This window comes from Paenibacillus pasadenensis, from assembly GCF_023715725.1.
Lineage (GTDB): Bacteria > Bacillota > Bacilli > Paenibacillales > Paenibacillaceae > Paenibacillus_O > Paenibacillus_O pasadenensis_A.
On sequence record NZ_JAMBOT010000001.1, the window covers coordinates 57702 to 79437 of the forward strand.

Below are 21736 nucleotides of genomic sequence, written 5' to 3' on the forward strand. Positions count from 1 at the left end.
AATCACTCAGTCCATATACGATTAACGATAGGTTTATCTTTATTTCCTGAGAATTTTAAGAGAAACACATCAGGATTAGAAAAAGCTTTCCACTCTTGAAACCCAATGCGGTCATCAAAATATTTCAATAACAACGAAATCAAATTCCCATGCGAAACGAGTACAATGTTGCTGCTGTCGCTGTCCAGAGCCCCCACAACGACACGAACAGCACGGTTCATTGCCGCTCTGCTGGACTCTCCGCCCTCGTAACACAACTCTAAATCATCATAGGTTAGACGAAGCATTTCCAGCCAATCGGAGTTCGGCGTTCCAGATAAAATCCTTTCCGCTAATCTCTGATCCAATTCAATTCTAACGGCAAGCTTGTCTGCAAGCGGCGTGATCGTGTGAACGGCCCTTTCGAACGGGCTTGAAATGATTCGGTCAACATTTTTATCCGAAAGAAACTCAGCAAGTCTCTCCGCCTGTTCAACGCCTGTTGCGGTTAGCGGAGCCTCCGGTTCTTGCCCCTCCGCCTTGCAATGACGGACTACATAGACCTTTTTCACTTCGTTCTTCCTCCTCACAAAATGACGCAAGTCTCTTCAATCAGTTCTTCTAATTCTTTCAAGCCTTTTTTTAAATGCTCCGGGTCCTCCGTGATGAAACCAATAATTTCATTAACTCTCTTAAAAAAATCCCTTGGAGCTTTTGCAAATGAATCTGCTATCACAGCAGCCCCTTTTTCATTCATTAAATAACGTTCGTTCACTGCGAACAAAACCTGATTTAAACATGCAATCGCTCGAAAACAGCATCCGGCAATAAGCCGCTTTTAAAACTGCCGGATAAGGAGTCGTTCTTGATTTTAAATCTGCAAGAATACCGGAACAATCCCATAATACTTTGCATAATGCGACTTCAGAAAAATAAATGGAGTTCACAAATCCGTGCGGATGCCCCGGCTGATAGTCCATGGTCACTTCACCGGAGAGACATTGCTGAATTACTTTAGATACTTGAGTTAAGTCCCGGAATAAAATATCAACTGGGTACTGTTCCACAACAAGCCAACCGCCGCCGTTGATCCACGGTCCCCAGCCGCCTATATCCGTAATCAGGTTGCTCCGGTGTTCATCGTCCAATTCGGCAGCGGCTTTTTGAAGCTCAGCAATATCTAATCGGCTCGCAGAATCATAGTAAATTCCGATATCAATATCGGAATGGCTCGTATGAGTTCCTCCTGCTCTTGAACCGCCAAGGACGATTGCTTTTATGCCTTCGATTTTCTTTAATCTTTCAACAACTTTTTCCATTACATGTTCAGGTCCCATAAGCCCTCCGTAGTTGACAAGTATACGTTTTATACTATATCCGCACAGCAAGGCCCAGAAAGGGAAAGTACCGCTTAAACGAATTTATCCAAGGATTTTAGCTGCTCAACTACTTCCTCCAGCCTCATGCCTCTAGACCCTTTTACCAATACAACTGCGTTTGGTTTTACAACGGATTCTACAGCTTTAACGACTTCAGCTTTTTGTTGAAATGCACGTACATGTCCTTGCGGGAAAATTGGCTGGGCCTCCAGCGCTATATGTTCAGCAAGCTTTCCAATAGTAAAAATATAATCCACATTTTCCGGATCGATGGAACGCCCGATTTCTAGGTGGAAGTGAACCTCGTTTTCTCCCAATTCAAACATATCGCCCAATACTAAGATTTTTTGATTATATTCGGATAAATTTTGAAAGGTTTCAATTGCACTTTTCATAGAAGTAGGGCTGGCATTCCAAGCGTCGTTAATAATGGCAAAACCAGAATTTGAAATCGACTTCTCCATTCTCATGCCCGTTAGTTCGAGCTCCAGTAATCCTATTTGTATATTCTCGTTAGTGACTCCCAGATGCTCGGCTACGGCAATTGCCGCGAGGGCGTTATTCACATTATGAGTGCCTATTAGAGGAAAGCGATAAAAAAGTCCGTTTAAATAAAACCCGGTATGGTCAGACGTAGCAGAAATTGACGAGGCCATATAATCATTTGACTCGGAAAGCCCAAAACGAATCCGCTTAACAGACTCTAGAAGGTTAAATTTTTGGATTCCTTCTTCCAGCAGTCTCTCATCACCGTTGAATATAATTGCCCCATCACCAGTCAGATGATTGGCTATTTGCAGCTTTTCTTGAGCAATACTTTTTCTGGAACCAAAATTAGAGATATGAGATTCGCCAATCATAGTCACAACGACCACGTCAGGACGGGCAATGTTTGCGATTCTCTCCATCTCTCCCGGCAAGCTGATTCCCATTTCTAAAACGAAGATTTCGGTGTCAACAGTTGCGTCAAGCAGCGTTAACGGTAGCCCGTATTGTCCATTGAGATTACCTTGAGTTTTATGTACTCGATAAGCGTTGCCTAGCACCGAACTAATCATATCTTTAGCTGTTGTTTTTCCGTTGCTCCCCGTTATTCCAATAACGATCGCATTTAATTCGGTTCGGTAAGCTTTAGCTAGTGTCTGTAAAGCGACAAAAGTATCCTCGACCATGATTAAAGGAACGTTGGGCGGCGGATTGGGATGATTCTTTTGCCACAGCGAAGCAATCGCGCCATTGTTAACTGCATTTGATACATAATTATGGCCATTATCAATTCTAACAATCGGAATAAAAAGCTGACCCGCTTTAATTGTTCTAGAGTCAATGGACACTCCCTTGACGAATAAGGTCTGAGAATCGGGGCTCGATACTTCACCTGAAACGATATGGGCAATATCGTTTAAATTTTTCTGGATCACAATAAAGTCCCCCTTGTTTGTTCTGAGCAAATTGTTTTTCCATCTAATCCATGTGACGATTCCTTTGCCCATATTCGACGAAGGCTAGACCAATCCTTTGCTTAAATTATTTACCATTCCATGAATTTTCAGGTTACAATCTCTTTTGATGTTACTCAGCGGCTTAGCGAGGTGTACTGACTTGAAAAAAATCTTCATTGTCGGGATCGTAGCTAGCGGTAAAACAACTCTTGCCCAGCGGCTCTCTGAGGTTCTGGCCATTCCTTGGTATGAGTTAGACAGCATCGTTCATCATCTAACTGAGACTGAACGCTATAAACGTAACGCAGAGGAGCAGCTTGAAGTCATAATGGACATAAATAGAAACGGGATGTGGATTTTTGAAGGAACAGACCGATCTTCATACCGCTGTTTATTTGACATGGCGGATACGATTATCTTTCTGGATACGCCTTTGCGGAAGCGTAAAATTAGAATTGTAACCCGGTTTGTCAAACAGAATTTGGGCATTGAAAAGTGTGCTTATAAACCAGACCTAACCATGTTAAAAATGATGTTTAAGTGGACTCGCGATTTTGAAAAAAATCGCAGCGACCTCGAAGCCCGCTTACAGACACATAAAGAAAAATTGATTCGACTTTATGATAATAACGACTTGGCCTTTGTGCAAAGCTACCAGCATACAACGGGATAATTTATATTGATGAGCGATCTCTCTGCAATCTATAATTGGATTAATCTTTCAATTGAGGTGAACCGGATGTCTTTCCGTATCGTTCGAGGTATTTAGTTTTCGGGCTGGGGAACACGCGTACCAGCCATCAAGGGGGCAGTCTGCCCTTTTGATCTCATACAAACTAAAAACATTCAATGATATCGGCCAGCTTCTACTTCCTTTGAAAGGTGAGATAAATATGCATTCATTAGATTATAAAAGCTTTTATGATAAAGTAGGACACATTAACGGTTGGGATTTCAGCACGATAAACTGCGTTTATGATGGTGTTCAGCCAGATCTGTACGATGAAGTGAAGAAGATATGCAAGAAATCGGATCTATGGCTGGATATTGGTACCGGTGGCGGAGAAGCGGTTTTATCCATAGCCGAATCTTCTCTTCTTCTGGTTGGAATTGACCAATCCACCGGAATGATTAAAACCGCAAATAATAATTTAGTTAAATCAGAACTGCCTAACGTACGCTTTCTAAAGATGGAAGCTGATCATTTGGATTTCCCTGCTCATTTTTTTAATGTGGTTTCATGCAGACATTCCGAATTTTTTGCTCAGGAAATTGCGAGAGTTTTAATTAAGGGCGGTACATTCCTCACTCAACAAGTCAGTGAAAACGATAAGCTAAACATTAAAGAAGCATTTGGTAGAGGACAGGCCTGGGGAGAACAGCCCGGTAAATTAAAGCGTCAATACTTATCTGAATTAAGCAAAGCGGGCTTTAGTGACATTCAGTCATTTGAATTTCATGTTGATGAGTATTATCAGTCACCGGAAGATTTAATTTTTGTGTTAAAACACACTCCCATTATTCCCGATTTTGGGCAAACAGAGGCCGATTTTCAAATCCTCCAACAATTTATTAATGAGAACCAGACCGAAAAGGGTATTAGAACTAATTCCGAACGTTTTATGATAATCGCTAAGCTATAAAGACCGTTAGTTAAAAAAGAGGGGTCGGCTGCCCCTCTTTCTCCATTATTTCCTTCTGCCGATATACAACAAATGAGACGATTGTGAACTTCAATTAAAGTCGTCTCACGCCCCCTCCCACACAAAATCTTCCCAAACCCCTTGTCCCGCCTGGCTTTAACGCTCTTCCCCCTAAATCCCTGTTTCACGCTGAGCAATTAAAGTCGTCTTACGAATCGGAGAAAATCGGAAGAAGACGAGCAATTATAGTCATGTTAAAAAACAGGGAAAAAGCAGGGTAAAAGAAAGGGAATAGGGAAAGGCATCGGAGTGAAAGTCGGAGTAAACAATCATATGAACGCCTATTATAACAAGGAGTTTGATGGGGTTAAGATCTCCCCTCCTCCCTAAACCCACTCCCCTGCCCTTCAAAAGAAAGCCGAGGAAAACAGGAGTGGATACCTGTGTTTCGCTCGGCTGGTGACACGACTATTTAGGCCTTGTGATGACTATTTAGGCTCTGAGATGACTTTGAGTGCTATCTACAGCACTCCACATTTAAGTAACACTGTACACTCCACGTGACTAGTATGCGGAAACATATCCACCGGCTGGACTCACTCTAGACGATACCATCCTGCGAGCAGATACAGCCCTGTAACTATGCCGCCCCCGGACATTCCTGCCTGTATCCCGCATGGAAACCCTGTGTCTTTTCGCTTCCTTCGAAATCGCAAAAGGGAAGGTCATTTCGCCGACGATCGGTGATACCCCAACGGAAGCCGATTTTGCTGGGCATCTGGAGGCTTTGCCTCGCCACGAGCAGAAGGGGAGTGAATTTTCATTACCAATCAACTCAATACCCATCAATTGGAAGCCGTAGTTCGCCTGGTGGACCAGTACAGCCAACTCAATGGTGAGCCTGGGATCAAAGGAACAACGGGTATATATGCCTAAAATTATTTTGCGCAGCTTTCCTATTGGATCGAACGCATCGGATTCGTTTTGTCTACACGCAGAAACATTCCTCGTGGCTCAATCAAATTGAGATCTGTTTCAGCATCTTGGTACTGCGCCTACTCAAACAGGAGAATTTCATCTCCAAGGAAGATCTAAAAATCAAAATCTTGTGCTTTATCGATTACTTTAATCCAACCATGGCTAAAACTTTTCACTGGACTTATCGCGGTAAACCACTCCGCGTTTGATGGATTAAAGATTTATGTTTTGTTGTAACTAAAAAAAGAGAGGCATCTGCCTCTCTCCAATACTTAATAATCAAAATTACGTTCAAACAGGCTGCTTAAACTGACTCAAAAACGACTTAGGAATGTCTGATTCAAAACGCAAAAGTTCACCTGTTGTGGGGTGATTAAAAGCTAACACTCTAGCGTGAAGACCCATTCGCCTAATTACATTTGACTTCGATCCGTATTTTTTATCCCCGACAATGGGGTGTCCTAAGTCTTGCATGTGAACGCGTATCTGATTTTTGCGCCCTGTTTCGAGCTCAACGCTTAATAAGGAAAAGTTCGCATTGGATTGAATCATTTTGTAATGTGTTACCGCGTGTTGACCGTCGTTAGGATGCGGACTGGAATACATTTTCAGCGTGCTGCTTTCTTTCAACCAAGAAGAAATGGTGCCTTCCGGCTTCTTGAGCCTGCCTTCCACCAGCGCCACGTATGTACGCTCTTTAATGGCGTCCTGCCAAGAGTTTTGAAGCAATTGCTGTACCCGCTCGCTTTTCGCAAACATCATGACGCCGGAAGTATCCCGATCCAGACGATGAACGACAAAAATTCTGCTTTTAGGATCTTTGATTCGGACATGAGCCGTCAGCTGCCGATAGGCTGTCATTTCGTTTTCTTTCGGCGAAGCGATCGACAGCAAACCGGCCTCCTTCTGAATCACGATAATATCCTCGTCTTCATGTAAAATAGTCAGTCCGGCGATCGGAGCTTCCTCAACAACCTTGTCCTTTCGAATGCTTACGGTTTGGCCAGGCTCAAGGGGACAGTTATATTCCTTTATGACCCGATCATTAACACTTACTTGTCCACGGGACAAATAAGCTTTGGCGGAGTTCCGCCCGAGCTTGGACTTTTGCAATAAAAAAAGCAACAGCTCTGTCGGTTCCTTGACGGTATACTGACTGATGTTGGGACGGTTATTTGCAGGTTTAGCGTAGTTAGGTTTCTTCTTATGCATAATCGGGGTCCTCCTGCTTCACTGGTTCAGCTTCGCTTTACTCACACTATCCTTAATTATTGCTACCACTATAACACAATCCGCTATCTCAGTCAGACAAGACTTAAAGGCTGCATTTACCCCGAATACAAAAAAATGGATGAGCTCATACTAGCCTATAGCGTTCAAAAGGAGGAGATTCCCTTGGAAGGCAGAGTCATGAATGTATTCCAGGCTTTTCTCATCCTGTCTTTATCCAATGGGCTCACTAGCCATGTGTTGACCAATCCGATGCTGCTGGATGCATCAGGAAGAGACGCCTGGATTGCGGCTTTGACGGCTGGCGGCCTGTTTGTAGGATGGAGCGTGATGATTGTTGCGATCATGAGGCGCAGCGGACAGCTGCCCTGGAGGGAATGGCTCGCCAAGCGCACTCATCCTGTATTGTCATGGATTCTTGTCGCCCCTGTGTTGCTGCTGCTCTTTATCACCTCTCTGGAGACGGTGACGCAAACGGTAAGCTGGCATGTGACCAATTATTTGCCGGCTAGCAGCACGATTCAGCTCGCTATTTTGCTGCTCGTCATCTGTCTGGTGCTTGTCTGGTGGGGCTTGCGGGTTCTTGCTGTCGCTGCCGGAGTTCTTCTGCCCATCGTTGCTGGTCTCGGCATCTTTGTCGGAACGACTAACGCGCCCATTAAAGATATGTCGCTGCTGCTGCCGATTCTGGAGCATGGCTGGGGACCGGTTGTGCAAGGGATGATTTACGCCGGGGCCGCTTATTCCGAGCTGATCATTATCATCCTGCTTCAGCACCGAATTAAAGGCACGATTAAAGCGTGGCATGCGATGATATTTGCAGCTTTTATTGTGGCAATTACATGCGGCCCGCTTATTGGAGGCATAACCGAATTCGGACCGGAAGAGGCTACGAACCAAATGACCTCTCCTTATGAGCAGTGGCGGCTGCTTATGATCGGACAGTATATCGAGCATCTCGATTTTTTCTCCATTTTCCAATGGCTTGCGGGTGCAGCAGTACGCGCGTCGCTCCCCATTTTGATTTTAGCCGACGTTTTACCGTTCCGTACGCTGAAGCAGCGTCAGCTATTCATGCTATTCATGCTTGTCTGTTGCGGCTTCGCTTCGCTCCTCCCGCTTAATGAATATGAGATTTACTCGTTTTTGTATCAATATTACGTGCCGATCGCATTGGCTGCGGTACTTCCGCTGTCTTTGATTTGGTTCGTCATAACGATGGCCGTCAAGCCGGAAAGGAGGAGTCCAGCCGATGAGCAATCCCAAACAGCCGGACAACAGCAAAAAGGACAACAAATTGCCGAAGCCGGAAACGGAGAGCAGCAGCCAGCCCGGCTCGGAAGCTCCTCAACCCCGGCCGCCGGAGGCACGGGAGGAGCAGGATAAGCAGCAGCACTCCCCGCAAGATCAGGCTTCAGCGGAGCAGGAGGAGCAGCAAATATCGCAAGCTCCGACGACAGTAGAGCAGGATAAGCAGCAAACTCCTCCAGGTCAGTCGTCGAAAGAGCAGCCCCCAAATCACGAAACTTCTAAGGATACCAAACAAACCTGGACGCGGCCTGAGCTGATTAAGGTGTTTGAACACTCGGCGGACGTTATGATTAGAAGCGCTTTTTTCGGTCCCCAAAGCGAAAGGGAAGTTGTAATCATATATGCCGTAGGGCTGTGCAGCACGGTTATGATTAACCGGCATGTGCTGCCTGAACTGGCTAAACATTACGCGGAAAACGAAAGCTTCAGCCGCCCTTTGCTTCAATTATCCGATTCCTTGACACTGGAGGGATTCACGCGCAGCCCGGTTCAAACCGAGCTGGAAGAGGCGGTGTACTCGGGTTCGCTGCTACTGTTTTTTGTGCGGGAAGGCTTATTGGCAACTCTGGATCTCGCGAGCGCTCCTAGACGGACGCCGTCGGAGTCCAGTACCGAAATATCGATTAAAGGCCCGCGCGACTGCTTTATTGAGGATCTGGATATAAATGTCGCGTTAATTCGCAAACGGATGCGCACAAGCTCCATGTATATTGAAAATTTCACGGTCGGCACAAGGACAAGAACCCGCGTCGCCATGCTCTACATTCAGGACATTGCTGATCCTAAGCCGCTGGAACAAGTACGCAAACGCTTAAACGAAATCAATATCGACGGGCTTTATTCCATCAATCAGCTTGAGGATCTTTTAATGGGCAACAGGTTCAAAATACTGCCGCTTGTCGACTTCACAGGAAGACCTGATTATGTCGTGTCCAGCCTGCTGGCCGGGCGTTTCGTTCTTATTGTAGACGGCAATCCGATGGTGCTGATTGCTCCGGCCACGCTTTCCTTGATTTTAAAATCGCCGGAGGACGTGCACTTTAACTTCTCTTATGTATCTTTCGCCAGGCTAATCCGCATCTTGAGCCTTTTTCTTTCGATCTTTTTGCCAGCCATATGGATCGCATTGATGGCCTTCCATCAGGATCAGATCCCGTTCCGATTAATGGCAACGATATCGGTATCACGCTTAGGGCTTCCTTTTTCCGCTCAAATGGAAATGCTGCTGCTTCTCCTCCTGCTGGAAATATTCAAGGAAGCCGGTGTCCGTCTGCCCAATCCGATTGGACAGACGCTGACCTCCATCGGCGGCCTCATTATTGGTGATGCTGCTATCCGCTCCGGTCTTGTATCCCCTTCCGTTGTTGTTATCGGAGCTATCACAGCCGTGTCGGGCGTTACGCTCGTTAACCAGGTTCTAAGTACGGGAATCAGTATTTTTCGGCTGTTCTTCTTTTTAGCCGGCGCCTACTTCGGTATGTTCGGGGTCATTCTCGGCATTGTTCTGCTCGTTGCCTATATGTCACGGCTGCAATCGTTTGGGGTAGGCTATCTCTCTCCGCTATCCCCTCTGATTCCGAAGGACGTGCTGATTTCTTATCTCCGAATGCCCTGGGCGTACATTACCCGGCGTCCCTCAAACGTAGTCCAGTCGCATAAAGACGGCGATCATCAGGGAGGCGAAATGTCATGATGAGACGGCTCCTGCTCTTGCTTTTGACTGTCGCTCTCGCGGTTTCTCTTTTACCGGGCTGCAGCAATTCAAGGGATATTCAATCGCTTGCTTACGTTTCGGCCATCGGGCTTGACTACCAGGACGGTAAATATCAGGCTTACGTTCAGGTGCTGAACTTCTCCAACATCGCCAGCAGCGAAACGGTTATGCTAGGAAAGCCTGTCCCCGTATGGATCGGCCGCGGAGTCGGCGAGACGATATCCGGCGCTTTGGCGGAAACGAATGCAACTTCCCAGTCCCGATTGTTTTGGGGCCATGTTAAAGCGGTAATCGTAACGGAACGAATGATGGAAAGAGGCGTTTACGGCTTGATTTCATCGCTAGTCCGCGACAGGCAAGGCCGTTATACGGCGCTCTTTTATGGAACGAGGGAAAATTTAGAGGAAATAATGGTCCAAAAGTCGATTTTTAATCTGTCGCCTCTGGATACGATGATGTTCACTGCCGTCCAGTTAAATACGCAAAAAGCCTACATCCTGCCGATGAAAGCCAATGAAGCCTTTGCCTATTTGAACGAGCCTGGAGGCTCCGGCATGCTGCCCGAAATCGGACTCAACCGCAAAACCTGGCATGAAGATAGAGAATCAAAGCCGATGTTTATTATTAAAGGCGCATTTTTCTTTGATGATCACGAGCTGCAAAGCCGCATGAGCATGGAGCAGCTTAAAGGAATGCGCTGGCGCGACCGAAAACTGGATGTGACCCCCTTGAAGGTGAACAGCAACGGCAGAGCTGCGGCGGTTCTTATGCTGGGACGGCCGGACTTTAAAATAAAGGTCCGTTTTAAAGACGGTCAGCCCAAGTACGATATCTCCATCAAAACTTACGGATACCTCTCCGATCTGATTCAATACGAGTCTGTTCCGAAGCTGCAGCAGCTGGCGCAAGAAGCAATCAAACAAGAAGTTCTGCGAACCTATAAGCTTGCGCTTGCCAACAAGTCAGACTGTTACCGCCTGCAGTTGTCTCTTTACCGGAGATATCCTCGAACGTTTAACCAGTTGACGAAGAATTCGTCCTTTACTCTTGATGAGCAATCCATCTCCTCCGTTAAGGTGAAGGTTTTCCTGCGGACGACTGGCAAGTTTAAGGGGAATGTTTATTCCGAGAAATATAAGCCTTGAGTACTTCAAATGCATTGAATTGGGCGGGTTGCCCCGCCCTTTATACTGTTTTTTGAATTGAATATTGGTCTCAATGGTTTACATAATTATCTTTACTTAAGTTAAACCTCGAAAAAAACGCCAAAACTCTCTACTCAGAGCTATTGGCGTCAAATTATCGGCACTTTACTTCCTCTGTCTCTTCCTCCATCGGCTTAAATCTGTTTTTCGCAAAAAAGAATCCAAACAACAAGGCGATGATCGTATAAATAATTGCGGTTATGCTGAATGCGCTCGCATACCCACGATAAGCGCCGTATGCCGCTACAAGCCCTGTACTGATCGGCGCTGCAATGAACCAGCCTAAATTAAACATCGCCTCTCCCGAGCTCGCGGCCAACCCCCGCAGCGAACGGTGCACATACTTCATTTTAATCGTGCTGTAAAATGGATTGGCTGCGTTCATCAGCGCTTGCCTGAACAAATACCCAACGCTAGCCAGCCAAAACTGATGCGTAAACGCGGTCAGCACCAAAAACGGAATGGAGCTCAGCTGAAGCCAGACGACCGCCCTAACCTCCCCCATTCTCCTGGCAATTGCCGGACCGAGGAGAAAAGCGATCGCAGTTGCACCTTGCCCTAACGCCACTACAATGCCGATGCTGGAGTTGGAAGCGTGAAAACGGTCTTCGAAATACACATTTAAATACGGCACAACCATTCCTCCCGCCATCGAAGAGAGCAGGCTAAGCAGTGTAAACACTCCAATGGCTGCGTAGGATGAGCGATGCTTGTTGAATTTTCCCCTCCAGCCGGCCTGTTTGAGCTCTGCCCGGTTGAGGTTTTCTTCGAAAGTCGGCTCGCCCATTGATGCCAGCGGTTCGTTTCGGAATTTTAATACAGGATACAAGCCCGCCGCCGCTATGGCCACACCGACGAGAAGCGTCGCCCGCAGGCTGGAGACCGCCGACAATCCGAATTGGCTCTGCAGCAAGTCACTAATAAATCCGCCGCCTAAATTGCCCGCCACATTCGCTCCCATCACTAGAGCCATGTTAAAGCTGAATAAATGAATTCTTTCCCGAGGCGTTGAGTTATTGGCCATAAAAGGCAAGATCGTTGAAGCGACGATCGCTTGAGCTATTCCAGATACAAAAGCGAGCGTTGTCAGGCTGCCGCTTCCATCCGCCCATGCCCGGGCTGCCAGCACAACAATGACAGCAGCGGTTCCGATGCTGATCATCCGTTTTGGTCCATAACGGTCTCCTGCCACCCCGGCCGGGATAAACACAAGTGCCGAAGCAAGTGCAGTAGCCCCTACGATATCTCCAACCATGGTTGGAGCATGTCCAAGCGCTTTGACATAGAGATTGTAAATTAGACTGTACATGCCAAGCCCGATGTTCCACAAAAGATTAAACACAAAAAAAAGCTTGATGTTACGGCTGTAGCCACCAAACTGACTGCGCCATTCCATAATAAAAGTTGACATGAAAAATATCCTACCTCAACTAGAGAGGAAGCACAACGGAAAGGAATGGTAAAATTTGCGAAATCAGCGAATCTCTGCCCCGAGGCAATGACGGAAATGCCCAAGCGCCCATTTTTCGTTCATTCATCGTAACGGACTAATTCGGACGCCTTAAATATGTCATAAAGCCGTTGTTGACGAACGTCTCCGGATTGACTAGCATACGGAATGAAAGGAGCGTGTCCATCATGCAAACGGCTTTTGTACTTGGGGCCATCTTTATGTTTTTGGGCGTAGCTGTAGGCGCCTTCGGAGCCCATGCGCTCAAGGAAAAACTGGCTGGCGACGCCGGCAAAAACTATCAAACAGGGGTTCTGTATCATCTGATTCACGGAGTGGGAATTGTTGCAGTTGGAGCTGCGTCGGGTATTCAATCCTCGCCGCTGCTGAACACTGCCGTGTGGCTGTTTGCAGCCGGCATCGTATTGTTCTCAGGCAGCTTATACGCGCTCAGCTTGAGCGGAATCCGCAAGCTCGGCGCCGTCACGCCGCTTGGCGGACTTGCCTTTCTTGCAGGTTGGGTGCTCGTAGCGGCCGCGTTCATTTAACAACTGCGGGCGGGCTAAGAGCCAATTTTAATGATTCAAAGCTGCTCCAGCTGCCTTGTTTTGACTTTTGGCTTGCAGCTGCTGCATACCCCAATGACGGTTCCGTTTTCGTCCGTATAAAAGCCAAGCTGCTTCGACGGCTTGCGACAGAGGGAGCAGGGCTGGGATTTACCATTCGATTCAGCAGCCGTCCGTTTGTTTTTGCGGCTGCGGGCGGCTTTTAACTCAATGACTTTGCTTCTGGCGGCGGCTTCTGGCCGTCTTCTTTTTTTAACAAGCCCAATCAACAACACCGCTGCGATAATTCCTGCCGCTATCCACATATAGGTCATGGTCAAAATCTCCCTTCACCCATGCTTTTCTTCATGTTGCTTTATTTTGTTCTCAAAAACAAGCTTTTTGAGCCTCCTGCCATATGCGTTCATTACAACCAGGTGAATTTTAGCTTGCCCGTATTTATAAAGTAACCAAGGTAAAGAAGGCATATAATCATGAATTCCCGCCAGACATTGCTGAGATTCCGGCAGCTGAAGAAACTCGAGCCTTCCGTGATGCGCATTTTCCGTTAAAGCGAATCGTCCCCCCGTTATTCGGAATACGGAACGATAAAGCGTGCTTAACTCCCGGTCATATTGCAGCTCGAGAACCGGTTGGGGTAGTGGTCTGACATGTACAAGTACCTTATCCTCTCCCACACGCTGCGTATAAACGAATGGTTTAAACGCACTCCCGAGCCAGTCCAGATAGTGCCGGCCAGCCCAATCGGCATCTTTGCCAGGAGGAAGTACAAACCGTTGAACCGATCGAACATCCTGCCTCCTGCTTGAATGAGCGGCTTTGGTACGTTTGCGGGTGCTCTTGCTGCTCGCTTGCTCCAATGCAAAACGGGCTGCTGCCTGGTACGAAATGGCTCCCCTGTCAATCCCATTCACTTCGGCGGTATTCTGTGCTGTCATTGGATGTGCGAGGCTTTCCACAAGCGGATAAACCATCTCTTTCGGAGCTCCGGTAATAAGCGAAATCCATAACCGCGACAGCTTTACGGTTGGAAAAGGGAACGGGATCATAATCCGCCTCACCCCCAGCAAGTCGGCCGTTTGCCGCAGCAGCTCTTTGTAACTCATCGGTTGCGGGCCGCCAATGTCGATTGTACGCCCCATAACCTCTTCACGGCCAATGACATTGCAAATCGTGTCCAGCACATCGGCAAGAGCGACAGGATCTGTTTTATTGTTCGTCCAGCTGGGAAGCACCATAATGGGAAGTCTGCGCACAAGTCTGGATAAAATGGGATAGGACGATCCCTCTGGACCGACGATGAGACCGGCGCGCAGCGTCGTTACCGGCACACCGTAAGAACCGAGAATCCGCTCAACCTCGAGACGGCTTCGAAGATGGCGGGATAAGTTTTTTTCGGGTATGCCCTCGGGTACTATACCGCTGAGATAAATGATCTGCCTGACGCCATTAAATGCCGCAGCCCGGGCAAAATGCGCAGCCAATATGGCATCCATATCCTCAAATCCCCCTTGGGTCAGCTTAGCCGAAGGGAGCATGGAATGAATCAGATATATGGCCGTATCCGCTCCCTTCAATGCTTCCACCGCCTGCTCCTGCGAAAAAAAGTCGCAGCTTCTCCATTGCACATTCTCCGTATTTTGGCTTGCATCAGCATGCCGGGATAAGGCAATAATACTGGCATCCTTTTTAAGCTGCTTCATCAGATTGCCGCCGATATAACCGGTTGCTCCGGTTAGAGCGACGACTTTGCGTTTATGAGCAAGATGATTCAAATCGTTGGGGCGCATGGCAATGTCTCCTCTGACACAATAGGCCGAATAATGGTGCCTTATGAAATTCCATACCCGGTACCTGAGCCGGGAAAGCAGCAAATTTCCACTTGCATCCTGCATGTCTCCTGTGCCATTATGTTTAAGTAGTAAAATATTCGCCATTCAAGGAGTGATGGAAATGCGTACTTATCTGGAGCGGTTCAAGCAGGATTTAGGTCAACAAGGAAAATTGCAAGGTCGGGAGTCCGTTCTTATTGCATTCGATCATTTACTTGACCTGCTGGATGAGCATATTGAGTCTCATCGGCTTGAAATTGGCGCACGCAGCACAAACGGCGAGAAATCAAAGGGCGAAGTCGAAGCCGCCATTCGGGAAGAAACGGAATTTTTCCGATCTGCCGTTCATACGGTCATTGAACGAACTGTCGCCGACTTGATCCATCGTGGAGACAAGGAATGGACGAAGTTTTACGACCGGGTTGAATAACCGCGAAAGCCCCTCCGCCGAGGGGCTTTTGTATGTTTACAGAGTTAACTTGGATAGATGACCAGGCCCGAACTTCTTGTCCCTGACCTGAATATGCTAATCTATCTTTAGCCGCAAAGGAGTGAGAGATAGATGGCAATCGCAAAAACGCCTATTATGGGTCAACCGCTAATTCAACCGGATACAATGACGAAATTTGTTCAAACGGTCAGCCCTGCTTTCAATCCCGAAATTGCGCGGCAGTTTTACCAAGTCGGCAGCCGTTACGGTGTTCGCGGAGATATTGCGCTATGTCAGTCTATTCATGAGACGAACTGGTTCCGTTTTGGCGGGCTGGTCAAACCCGAGCAGAACAACTATGCCGGAATCGGCGCCACCGGACCCGGAAATCCTGGAACAACCTTCGCTACCATTGCAGAAGGAGTAACCGCGCAAATCCAGCATTTATACGCTTATGCTTCCAAAGCGCCGCTGCCTAACGGAGAAAAACTTGTCGATCCGCGCTTTACGCTTGTGACCAGAGGCATTGCCCCCAACTGGGAGGATCTTGGCGGACGCTGGGCCGTTCCCGGTTATGACCGCAGCAAATTCGTAAGCTTGCAGGCTGCTATGGATGCCGGCGAGACGTATGGGCAAAAAATCGTCAAGCTGTACCAGTCGCTGGCCGCCTCAGCACCGAAGCCAAACAATCCGCCTGTTAATTTGCCAATCGTCGTATTGGACGCTGGCCACGGCGGTACAGATCCCGGCGCTCAGGGCTACAGCATTGTGGAAAAGGAAAGCACGCTGGACCTGGTCATGAGAACCGCGTCCCTGCTTCGTTCGCGTTATAAGGTCGACGTCCGTCTGACGCGCAGCACGGATGTGTTCGTTCCGCTTCCGCAAAGAGCCTCCATGGCCAACGGCTGGGGAGCCGCGTATTTTGTATCCTTTCATCACAACGCTTCGGGAGGCGAAGGATTCGAATCCTTTGTTTATTCCGGCACACGCAGCGCCGCCTCCGGGCAGAAACAGAATATGGTTCACGATTCTATTATGAAGCTGTTAGGCCCGCTCGGCGTTGCCAACAGGGGGAAAAAAGAAGCTAATTTCGCCGTTTTGCGAGAAACAACGATGCCTTCCGTGTTACTTGAGAATTTATTTGTCGATAATGCTTTCGATTCGGTTTTGCTCAAAAATCCAACCGTCCGCCAAGACTTGGCGGAAGCAATCGCAGAAGGAGTTGCTGCAGCGATGGCGCTGACACCAAACAATCCCGCTGGATATCCGGACGGAACGCCGGACTATAAAGTTCAAGCAATCGAATGGCTGTACGATCAAGGCTTTCTGACCGATCCGGTCTGGAAACAGCAGCCCAATGCCCCTCTGCCGTTATGGGCGGAAGCACTTATCCTTCAGCGGCTGTACGCCATGCTTAAAAGCTAATACGAGCTGTGGCTGTTTCCGTGCGCCGGCCCGTCGGCCGGTTTACATAATAGCAGAAATCAACCGTTCATCGTACGGATAAAATCCTGAATATACCCCATAAACTTGCGCGCAGCCGGCGACAGCTGCTTGAATGATGCCGCAGCAATCGCCAGCGTCCGGTAGCGCCCGTCCTCCAGATCCACGATCGCGGCACGGTGATTTCTCCCCTGCAGGACAAGCTCCGGCAAAATGCTAATGCCAAGACCATGCTCAACCATGGCAATAATCGCATAATCGTCATGCGTTTCGTATTTGATGCGCGGCCTGCGGATCGACTCCTCCAAAATTCTTCGCACGTCATAATCCGAGCCTGCCTTCGGAATAATGAACACCTCATCCTCCAGCTGTTTTAACGAAAGCCGATCCTCCCCAGCCAGCGGGTGCTCGGCAGGCAAAACGCAAAGCATGCGGTCCTGTTTAAGCGGAAAAGTGTCCAAGCCTTCTCTCGCCGGAAGCGACAAAAAGCCTAAATCCATCGAACCGTCCGATATGCCCTCCTCGATATCGCTGTAATCTCCCTCGATCAGCTTAATTTCGATACCGGGAAAATCCCGGTCGAACGCTTTAATCATCGCCGGGAGCCAATGAACCGACACGCTCGTAAACGTCCCGAGCCGTACCGTTCCTGCTTGAAGCCCATTAATCAAAGCAATCTCCTGACTAAGCTGCTCCTGGGCGGCCAACAGCTCCCTGATCGGCCGAAGCAGACGCTCTCCGTTTTCAGTCAAACGGATTCCGGAACGGCTTCGCGTCAGAAGCGCCAGGCCGAATTCTTTTTCGAGGCTGCTGACCGCATGGCTGACACCGGACTGAGTCAGGCCCAATACTTCGCCTGCACGGGTCAGGCTCCCAAGGTCGACCACCGTGCTGAACACCTCATATTTGAATAAGCTCATAAGCGTTAAACTCCTTTATAACGGTTCGTGTAGGCGGAAATTTACATGTAAAGTTCTCATGTTAAAGATGAGAAACATTCAATTCCCTTATGCTATTTCGGTTAGTATACTTTACCAGTGGTAAGGCTTCAACAATAAGATTGGGGATACGATAAGCATGAAAAAATCGGAATGGGTTTTGCTGACAGTAACGTTATGCTGGGGAGCTTCTTATCTGCTTTTGAAGACAGCTTTAGGGGCTGTTAATGAGTTTATGCTGATCGGGCTGCGCTTCGGAATTGCGTTTCTGGTCGGAGCAGCGGTCATGTTCCCCAGGCTGAAAAAGGCGACGCGTCAAACGTTCCGGTTTGCGGCAGCTCAAGGGGCATTGCTGTTTGCAATCGGCCTGGCGGTCAGTTATGGGCTGAAAACGACCTCAACCGCCAATGCCAGCTTCCTGATCAGCTTAACCGTTATTTTTGTGCCGATATTGTCCGTATTCTTTCTTGGGCAGCGAATGAAGCCGGAGCTTACAGTCGGAATCGGCTTTGCCATCGCGGGCATCGGCCTCATGACGCTCAAAATTCCGCTCAGCGTTCAGCCCGGCGATCTGTTATGCATGCTGGCCGCTCTGCTCAATGCAACTTATGTCCTTGTAACGTCTCGGGCTGCCAAATCCGTTGACACGATCAGCCTCGGCGTGCTGCAGCTTGGTTTTGCCGGTGCTTACGGGATTGCGTTTGCGTTAATGACCGGCAAAGCGGCTCTGCCAGGAAGCGGGGAAGGCTGGGCGGCGCTGATCGCGCTCGCAATCGTCGGAACGGCGTTTTGTTATGTCGCGCAGCCGGCGGCTCAAAGGTTTACAACCCCGGCAAGAGTCGGACTTATTTTTTCGATGGAACCGGTATTTGCAGCAGTGTTTGCATTTGTGCTTGCGGGAGAGCTGCTGCGGCCGCAGGGTTATGCAGGAGCAGCGCTAGTTTTTACGGGGGTGCTTATTTCGGAATATGGCAGCAGATGGGTTGCGGCGCTTCGCAAAAAAAGAGGCCTGCGTACAGAACCGCTGCCCTAAGCAATCACTGCGGCTTCCGCTGCTTGCGGACGGCGCACCAGCTTCAGCGCATGGCGGATGGCGATTTTTTTCACCAATTCGCGGTTTGCGACGGTGTCTTCACAGTACAGCTCGAACAGCGCCTCCTGGGCGGCCTTTACTGCTAGCTGCTCATCCTTGAGCAGATGCATACATATGGAGTAGCACTGCTGCTCGGCCGCCCGCAGCGAGTGAATCCTGTCAGGTTTTTGAATGGCGTTCATTCTATTCTTCCTTTCATGCAACAACTAACCTATAGACGGATTATAGCGGCGAATTGTATCCAAGTGACGTCCAAATTCAAGTATAATAATGTTTTACCTGGAATAAAGAAACAAAAGCTTTCGGAATGTTTAAGAATTCCTTAAATTCCCAAAAAGCCCCTGCTTTTGATAGCAGGGGCTTTTTAGTTAACGTGAAATTATTGCTCTGAATTGCGCAGCGCATCTGCAGGGGAATCCTTTAAAGCAGAACGGGGAGTTTACGGGTAGGCAAATTAGCAGATGTAAAAAGCAGCACGACAAAAAACCGCCTGAACACAGCATGCGGCTGCATTAAGGCGGCTTTTGTGAGTTGTTATTTTACTTGAAACTCGTTGCGCTTGATAATGTGAATGTCTTCACCGGAATAAATATGAATGTAAATCCAGTACTTGCCCGGTTTCGTAAACGTATGAGTTACTTCAAATTGCTTCTCCGACTTTTCCTCGGCCGTAATCAGAATCGGAAGCTCTTTTTCCGTTTCCTCGCGGATGTCGAAGTCGATGCGTGCATCTTCCATCTGTTCGATGCCTTCAACTGTGGCCGTAAGCTTCAGAGGAGTTCCGGCAACGGCATCCGTCGGCTCGCTGACAATCTTAGTCTCAATGGCGGACTCGTCCACACCTCCGCTAACGGAGCTGCACCCCGCGATTACAAACATAAGCACTGCCAGCATAAGTAGTCCTGTCTTTTTCACTGCCATTCTTCCTCCTTGATCGAATAACAATATCCACTCCCATTATACCCCTCTTGGAGATAAAATGAGGTAGTCAACCATGAACTTTTCATGTCTTGTCGATCAATGTCGGATGTGCTACAATGCAATCTAACTGAATCTGAACCTTCGGGGCAGGGTGAAATTCCCTACCGGCGGTGACGGCGCCAGCGGCGCCGAAGCCCGCGACTCCCCATAACGCTTGCGTTGCGGGGACTGACTTGGTGAAATTCCAAGGCCGACGGTTATAGTCCGGATGAGAGAAGGTTATACCTGCTTGGCGCTAATTTTTTATTAGCGGCAGGCAGGTTCTTCATGCCCCCGTCAAAGCTTCATTTGACGGGGGCATGCTGCTTCTATCGAGGTTCAATTCAAATTCCGTTTTGGAGGTTTTTGAATTGGGTAACACCGCCACTGTTTCCGGTCCGCTGTCTGCGGGTCGCAGCGGGCTGCTTTCCCGCGGGCGCGGCATCTGGTACGTCGCGCTTGGAGCAACACTTTGGGGAGTCGATCCGCTGTTCCGTATCTTGCTGCTCCAGCAGTTCACGTCAGCGCAGATTGTATTTGTCGAGCATTTGCTGCTAGCTTTCTATTCGGTTCCCGTTCTTATCCATTACAGGCATCAGCTTTCCGGTAAAATGACGCTTGGCGTAATTGGCGCGCTCCTGTTCATCTCCTGGGGCGGCTCGGCTCTCGCCACCGTCATGTTCACCGCAGCGTTCAGCTACGGCAACTTTAATGCCATTCTGCTCCTGCAAAAGCTCCAGCCGCTGTTTGCGATCGTGCTCGCGCGGCTTATTCTTAAAGAGGCTCTGCCTCAGCGCTTCCCACTTTTTCTGCTGCTGGCGCTCGCCGGAACGTATTTGCTTACGTTCGGCTTCTCGTCTCCAGCGCTCGGCCTGCATGAGCTCGCTACGGTTGGATGCCTGCTTTCCATCGGCGCAGCGGCATTATGGGGCGGCTCCACCGTCATGGGCAAATATTTGCTCTCCAAGCAAATGGGCTTTCACTTCGTAACCGCGCTGCGCTTCATGCTCGCGATTCCGCTGCTCGGAATTATTTTGCTCGCCTCCGGCGACAGTTGGAAACCGCTGGAGGGCGGCGGCGCGACGGCGATTCTGCTCGTCAATCTGCTGTTCCAGGCGTTCATTCCCGGCTTGCTCAGCATGCTGCTTTATTACAAAGGCCTTTCGTCGACCAAAGCTTCGCTCGCTACGCTTGCGGAGCTGGCTTTCCCGGCTGTGGGTGTGTTAATCAACTGGCTCGTATTTGATCAGGTGTTAACCTCAGGACAGATTGCCGGATTCATTCTGATCTGGACCGTGCTTGTGCTGCTAAGCCGGAGCTCAGCGAAACCGGCTGCCGGTGCGGCAAGCTGATGCGTGTACAATTTTACACTCAAAACGCCGCATGCCCCGTGATGGGCATGCGGCGTTTTTTTGCAGCCAACGTTAGCGTTGTTCCTCTTCCTGTACGGGAAAAACTTGTTCTAACGGTTGCTCTATGCTTCCCTCGGAAACCTCCACGAACAAGGCTGAGTCAAACCTGCCTCCGACGCCAGGCTCAACGCCTTCCGCAGCAAGCAGTCCCAGCTGAAGCTCGCCATGATCGCCGGGCAGGCTGATCCGCCTTTCGCTGTTCATGACGCGATGCCAAGGAAGGCCGTGCGATTCGCCCAGGCTGTGCAATGCCCGTACGACTTGGCGAGCCGCCCTGCGATTGCCCGCCATAGCGGCGACAGAGCCGTACGTCATTAAACGGCCTTCTGGAATCGAGCGTATAACTTCCACGATACGGGCCGTAAAAGGCAGCATCCGCATCCTCTCCCTCTTCAGCAATTCAGCATATTCAGAGCTTTATTCGCACAGATATTCAGTTCCGTTCAGATTCAGATGCATGCTCCAAACAAAATGCTGTAAATTCAGCCAGTTCTTCATCTTCAAGCTCAAAGTCAAGCATCTTGTCACTGCCGCGCTCGCGGATTTCATGGCTAATAATCCGTCCGGCTTCGTTTTCAACCGCAAAAACGATACGAACATAAAGCCCGCTTGGCGTAAACAGCTCGTCCTCTTCGTCCACTTCGACGTTGAGGCTGTATTCAAAACGCTGGCCGCTAATAATGCCGAACGGGTCCTTGATTTTCTCCACTGTATATTCCGTAATTTCCATG

24 protein-coding genes and 1 riboswitch are annotated in these 21736 nt (G+C 48.8%); of the genes, 11 read left to right on the plus strand and 13 right to left on the minus strand.

Going from position 1 to position 21736, the window contains the following annotated elements:
- Positions 1–2: 2 nt before the first annotated feature.
- The 4 genes from M3223_RS00265 to M3223_RS00280 form a co-directional block, all read right to left on the minus strand.
- Positions 3–551: a histidine phosphatase family protein gene (locus tag M3223_RS00265; RefSeq protein ID WP_251557801.1), complete on the minus strand. Its 549-nt coding sequence runs from the start codon at positions 549–551 to the stop codon at positions 3–5.
- A 14-nt stretch (positions 552–565) separates the two neighbouring features.
- Entirely contained in the window at positions 566–754 is a 189-nt protein-coding gene (locus M3223_RS00270) for a hypothetical protein (protein ID WP_251557803.1), read from the minus strand.
- Positions 729–1316, minus strand: a complete 588-nt coding sequence (locus M3223_RS00275; protein WP_251557805.1) for a nucleotidyltransferase domain-containing protein — start codon at positions 1314–1316, stop codon at positions 729–731. Before M3223_RS00275 ends, M3223_RS00270 begins: the two co-directional genes overlap by 26 nt.
- A gap of 74 nt (positions 1317–1390) precedes the next feature.
- Positions 1391–2779 carry a UDP-N-acetylmuramoyl-tripeptide--D-alanyl-D-alanine ligase gene (locus M3223_RS00280; RefSeq protein ID WP_251557807.1) on the minus strand — a complete coding sequence of 463 codons (1389 nt, stop codon included), beginning with the start codon at positions 2777–2779 and terminating at the stop codon, positions 1391–1393.
- A 181-nt stretch (positions 2780–2960) separates the two neighbouring features.
- Here M3223_RS00280 and M3223_RS00285 point away from each other — a divergent pair, with 181 nt between their 5' ends.
- From M3223_RS00285 to M3223_RS24405, 3 genes are all read left to right on the plus strand, one after another.
- Complete coding sequence (locus M3223_RS00285) at positions 2961–3473, plus strand: hypothetical protein (RefSeq protein WP_251557809.1); 513 nt, start codon at positions 2961–2963, stop codon at positions 3471–3473.
- Between the two features lie 220 nt (positions 3474–3693).
- Entirely contained in the window at positions 3694–4443 is a 750-nt protein-coding gene (locus tag M3223_RS00290) for a class I SAM-dependent methyltransferase (protein ID WP_251559750.1), read from the plus strand.
- 959 nt (positions 4444–5402) lie between these two features.
- The gene (locus tag M3223_RS24405; protein WP_353057655.1) at positions 5403–5630 is read left to right on the plus strand and encodes a transposase; all 228 of its coding nucleotides are present in this window, start codon (positions 5403–5405) and stop codon (positions 5628–5630) included.
- A gap of 82 nt (positions 5631–5712) precedes the next feature.
- On the opposite strand, the gene M3223_RS00295 is transcribed toward M3223_RS24405, so the two are convergent.
- Positions 5713–6633, minus strand: coding sequence for an RluA family pseudouridine synthase (locus M3223_RS00295; RefSeq protein WP_251557811.1), 921 nt, complete (start codon positions 6631–6633; stop codon positions 5713–5715).
- Between the two features lie 183 nt (positions 6634–6816).
- On the opposite strand from M3223_RS00295, the gene M3223_RS00300 reads away from it, so the two are divergent.
- The 3 genes from M3223_RS00300 (at position 6817) to M3223_RS00310 (ending at position 10821) form a co-directional block, all read left to right on the plus strand.
- A complete protein-coding gene (locus tag M3223_RS00300) occupies positions 6817–8037 on the plus strand; it encodes an endospore germination permease (RefSeq protein ID WP_251557813.1) in 1221 nt (406 codons plus the stop codon).
- A 187-nt stretch (positions 8038–8224) separates the two neighbouring features.
- Positions 8225–9655, plus strand: coding sequence for a spore germination protein (locus tag M3223_RS00305; protein WP_251559752.1), 1431 nt, complete (start codon positions 8225–8227; stop codon positions 9653–9655).
- A complete protein-coding gene (locus M3223_RS00310; RefSeq protein ID WP_251557815.1) occupies positions 9652–10821 on the plus strand; it encodes a Ger(x)C family spore germination protein in 1170 nt (389 codons plus the stop codon). The genes M3223_RS00305 and M3223_RS00310 overlap by 4 nt, the downstream gene beginning before the upstream one ends.
- 154 nt (positions 10822–10975) lie before the next feature.
- Here the strand turns inward: M3223_RS00310 and M3223_RS00315 are convergent, their stop codons facing one another.
- Positions 10976–12292, minus strand: a complete 1317-nt coding sequence (locus tag M3223_RS00315) for an MFS transporter (protein ID WP_251557818.1) — start codon at positions 12290–12292, stop codon at positions 10976–10978.
- 227 nt (positions 12293–12519) lie between these two features.
- Here M3223_RS00315 and M3223_RS00320 point away from each other — a divergent pair, with 227 nt between their 5' ends.
- Positions 12520–12879 (plus strand): DUF423 domain-containing protein, encoded by a 360-nt coding sequence (locus M3223_RS00320; protein ID WP_251557819.1) that lies wholly within the window; start codon positions 12520–12522, stop codon positions 12877–12879.
- Between the two features lie 35 nt (positions 12880–12914).
- Here M3223_RS00320 and M3223_RS00325 read toward each other — a convergent pair whose 3' ends face one another.
- Together M3223_RS00325 and M3223_RS00330 are read right to left on the minus strand one after the other, a co-directional pair.
- On the minus strand, positions 12915–13211 hold the full coding sequence (locus tag M3223_RS00325) for a hypothetical protein (RefSeq protein ID WP_251557821.1): 297 nt from the start codon (positions 13209–13211) through the stop codon (positions 12915–12917).
- A 15-nt stretch (positions 13212–13226) separates the two neighbouring features.
- Positions 13227–14687 carry an NAD(P)H-binding protein gene (locus M3223_RS00330; RefSeq protein ID WP_251557823.1) on the minus strand — a complete coding sequence of 487 codons (1461 nt, stop codon included), beginning with the start codon at positions 14685–14687 and terminating at the stop codon, positions 13227–13229.
- Between the two features lie 163 nt (positions 14688–14850).
- Between M3223_RS00330 and M3223_RS00335 the strand changes: the two genes are divergently transcribed.
- Positions 14851–15159, plus strand: a complete 309-nt coding sequence (locus M3223_RS00335; protein WP_251557825.1) for a hypothetical protein — start codon at positions 14851–14853, stop codon at positions 15157–15159.
- A 132-nt stretch (positions 15160–15291) separates the two neighbouring features.
- Positions 15292–16584, plus strand: coding sequence for an N-acetylmuramoyl-L-alanine amidase (locus tag M3223_RS00340; RefSeq protein WP_251557827.1), 1293 nt, complete (start codon positions 15292–15294; stop codon positions 16582–16584).
- A 59-nt stretch (positions 16585–16643) separates the two neighbouring features.
- Here the strand turns inward: M3223_RS00340 and M3223_RS00345 are convergent, their stop codons facing one another.
- Positions 16644–17522 (minus strand): LysR family transcriptional regulator, encoded by an 879-nt coding sequence (locus tag M3223_RS00345; RefSeq protein ID WP_251557829.1) that lies wholly within the window; start codon positions 17520–17522, stop codon positions 16644–16646.
- Positions 17523–17679: 157 nt separating this feature from the next.
- On the opposite strand from M3223_RS00345, the gene M3223_RS00350 reads away from it, so the two are divergent.
- Positions 17680–18573 carry a DMT family transporter gene (locus M3223_RS00350; protein ID WP_251557831.1) on the plus strand — a complete coding sequence of 298 codons (894 nt, stop codon included), beginning with the start codon at positions 17680–17682 and terminating at the stop codon, positions 18571–18573.
- Here M3223_RS00350 and M3223_RS00355 read toward each other — a convergent pair.
- Positions 18570–18815 carry a hypothetical protein gene (locus M3223_RS00355; protein WP_251557833.1) on the minus strand — a complete coding sequence of 82 codons (246 nt, stop codon included), beginning with the start codon at positions 18813–18815 and terminating at the stop codon, positions 18570–18572. The genes M3223_RS00350 and M3223_RS00355 overlap by 4 nt on opposite strands.
- A 352-nt stretch (positions 18816–19167) precedes the next feature.
- Positions 19168–19548, minus strand: a complete 381-nt coding sequence (locus M3223_RS00360) for a hypothetical protein (RefSeq protein ID WP_251557834.1) — start codon at positions 19546–19548, stop codon at positions 19168–19170.
- Positions 19549–19687: 139 nt separating this feature from the next.
- Positions 19688–19838, plus strand: a riboswitch (FMN riboswitch).
- A 126-nt stretch (positions 19839–19964) separates the two neighbouring features.
- Between M3223_RS00360 and M3223_RS00365 the strand changes: the two genes are divergently transcribed.
- A complete protein-coding gene (locus M3223_RS00365) occupies positions 19965–20945 on the plus strand; it encodes a DMT family transporter (RefSeq protein WP_251557836.1) in 981 nt (326 codons plus the stop codon).
- A gap of 72 nt (positions 20946–21017) precedes the next feature.
- Here the strand turns inward: M3223_RS00365 and M3223_RS00370 are convergent, their stop codons facing one another.
- Positions 21018–21380: an MGMT family protein gene (locus M3223_RS00370; protein WP_251557839.1), complete on the minus strand. Its 363-nt coding sequence runs from the start codon at positions 21378–21380 to the stop codon at positions 21018–21020.
- Between the two features lie 58 nt (positions 21381–21438).
- Positions 21439–21735, minus strand: coding sequence for a DUF6509 family protein (locus M3223_RS00375; RefSeq protein WP_251557841.1), 297 nt, complete (start codon positions 21733–21735; stop codon positions 21439–21441).
- Position 21736: the final 1 nt, after the last annotated feature.

Coding starts and splice junctions, on each gene's coding strand:
- M3223_RS00320 (WP_251557819.1), top strand. CDS start 12,520: ATGCAAACGGCTTTTGTACTTGGGGCCATCTTTATGTTTTTGGGCGTA.
- M3223_RS00350 (WP_251557831.1), top strand. CDS start 17,680: ATGAAAAAATCGGAATGGGTTTTGCTGACAGTAACGTTATGCTGGGGA.
- M3223_RS00355 (WP_251557833.1), bottom strand. CDS start 18,815: ATGAACGCCATTCAAAAACCTGACAGGATTCACTCGCTGCGGGCGGCC.
- M3223_RS00375 (WP_251557841.1), bottom strand. CDS start 21,735: ATGGAAATTACGGAATATACAGTGGAGAAAATCAAGGACCCGTTCGGC.
- M3223_RS00345 (WP_251557829.1), bottom strand. CDS start 17,522: ATGAGCTTATTCAAATATGAGGTGTTCAGCACGGTGGTCGACCTTGGG.
- M3223_RS00335 (WP_251557825.1), top strand. CDS start 14,851: ATGCGTACTTATCTGGAGCGGTTCAAGCAGGATTTAGGTCAACAAGGA.
- M3223_RS00340 (WP_251557827.1), top strand. CDS start 15,292: ATGGCAATCGCAAAAACGCCTATTATGGGTCAACCGCTAATTCAACCG.
- M3223_RS00310 (WP_251557815.1), top strand. CDS start 9,652: ATGATGAGACGGCTCCTGCTCTTGCTTTTGACTGTCGCTCTCGCGGTT.
- M3223_RS00295 (WP_251557811.1), bottom strand. CDS start 6,633: ATGCATAAGAAGAAACCTAACTACGCTAAACCTGCAAATAACCGTCCC.
- M3223_RS00325 (WP_251557821.1), bottom strand. CDS start 13,211: ATGACCTATATGTGGATAGCGGCAGGAATTATCGCAGCGGTGTTGTTG.
- M3223_RS00330 (WP_251557823.1), bottom strand. CDS start 14,687: ATGCGCCCCAACGATTTGAATCATCTTGCTCATAAACGCAAAGTCGTC.
- M3223_RS00315 (WP_251557818.1), bottom strand. CDS start 12,292: ATGTCAACTTTTATTATGGAATGGCGCAGTCAGTTTGGTGGCTACAGC.
- M3223_RS00290 (WP_251559750.1), top strand. CDS start 3,694: ATGCATTCATTAGATTATAAAAGCTTTTATGATAAAGTAGGACACATT.
- M3223_RS00370 (WP_251557839.1), bottom strand. CDS start 21,380: ATGCTGCCTTTTACGGCCCGTATCGTGGAAGTTATACGCTCGATTCCA.
- M3223_RS00275 (WP_251557805.1), bottom strand. CDS start 1,316: ATGGGACCTGAACATGTAATGGAAAAAGTTGTTGAAAGATTAAAGAAA.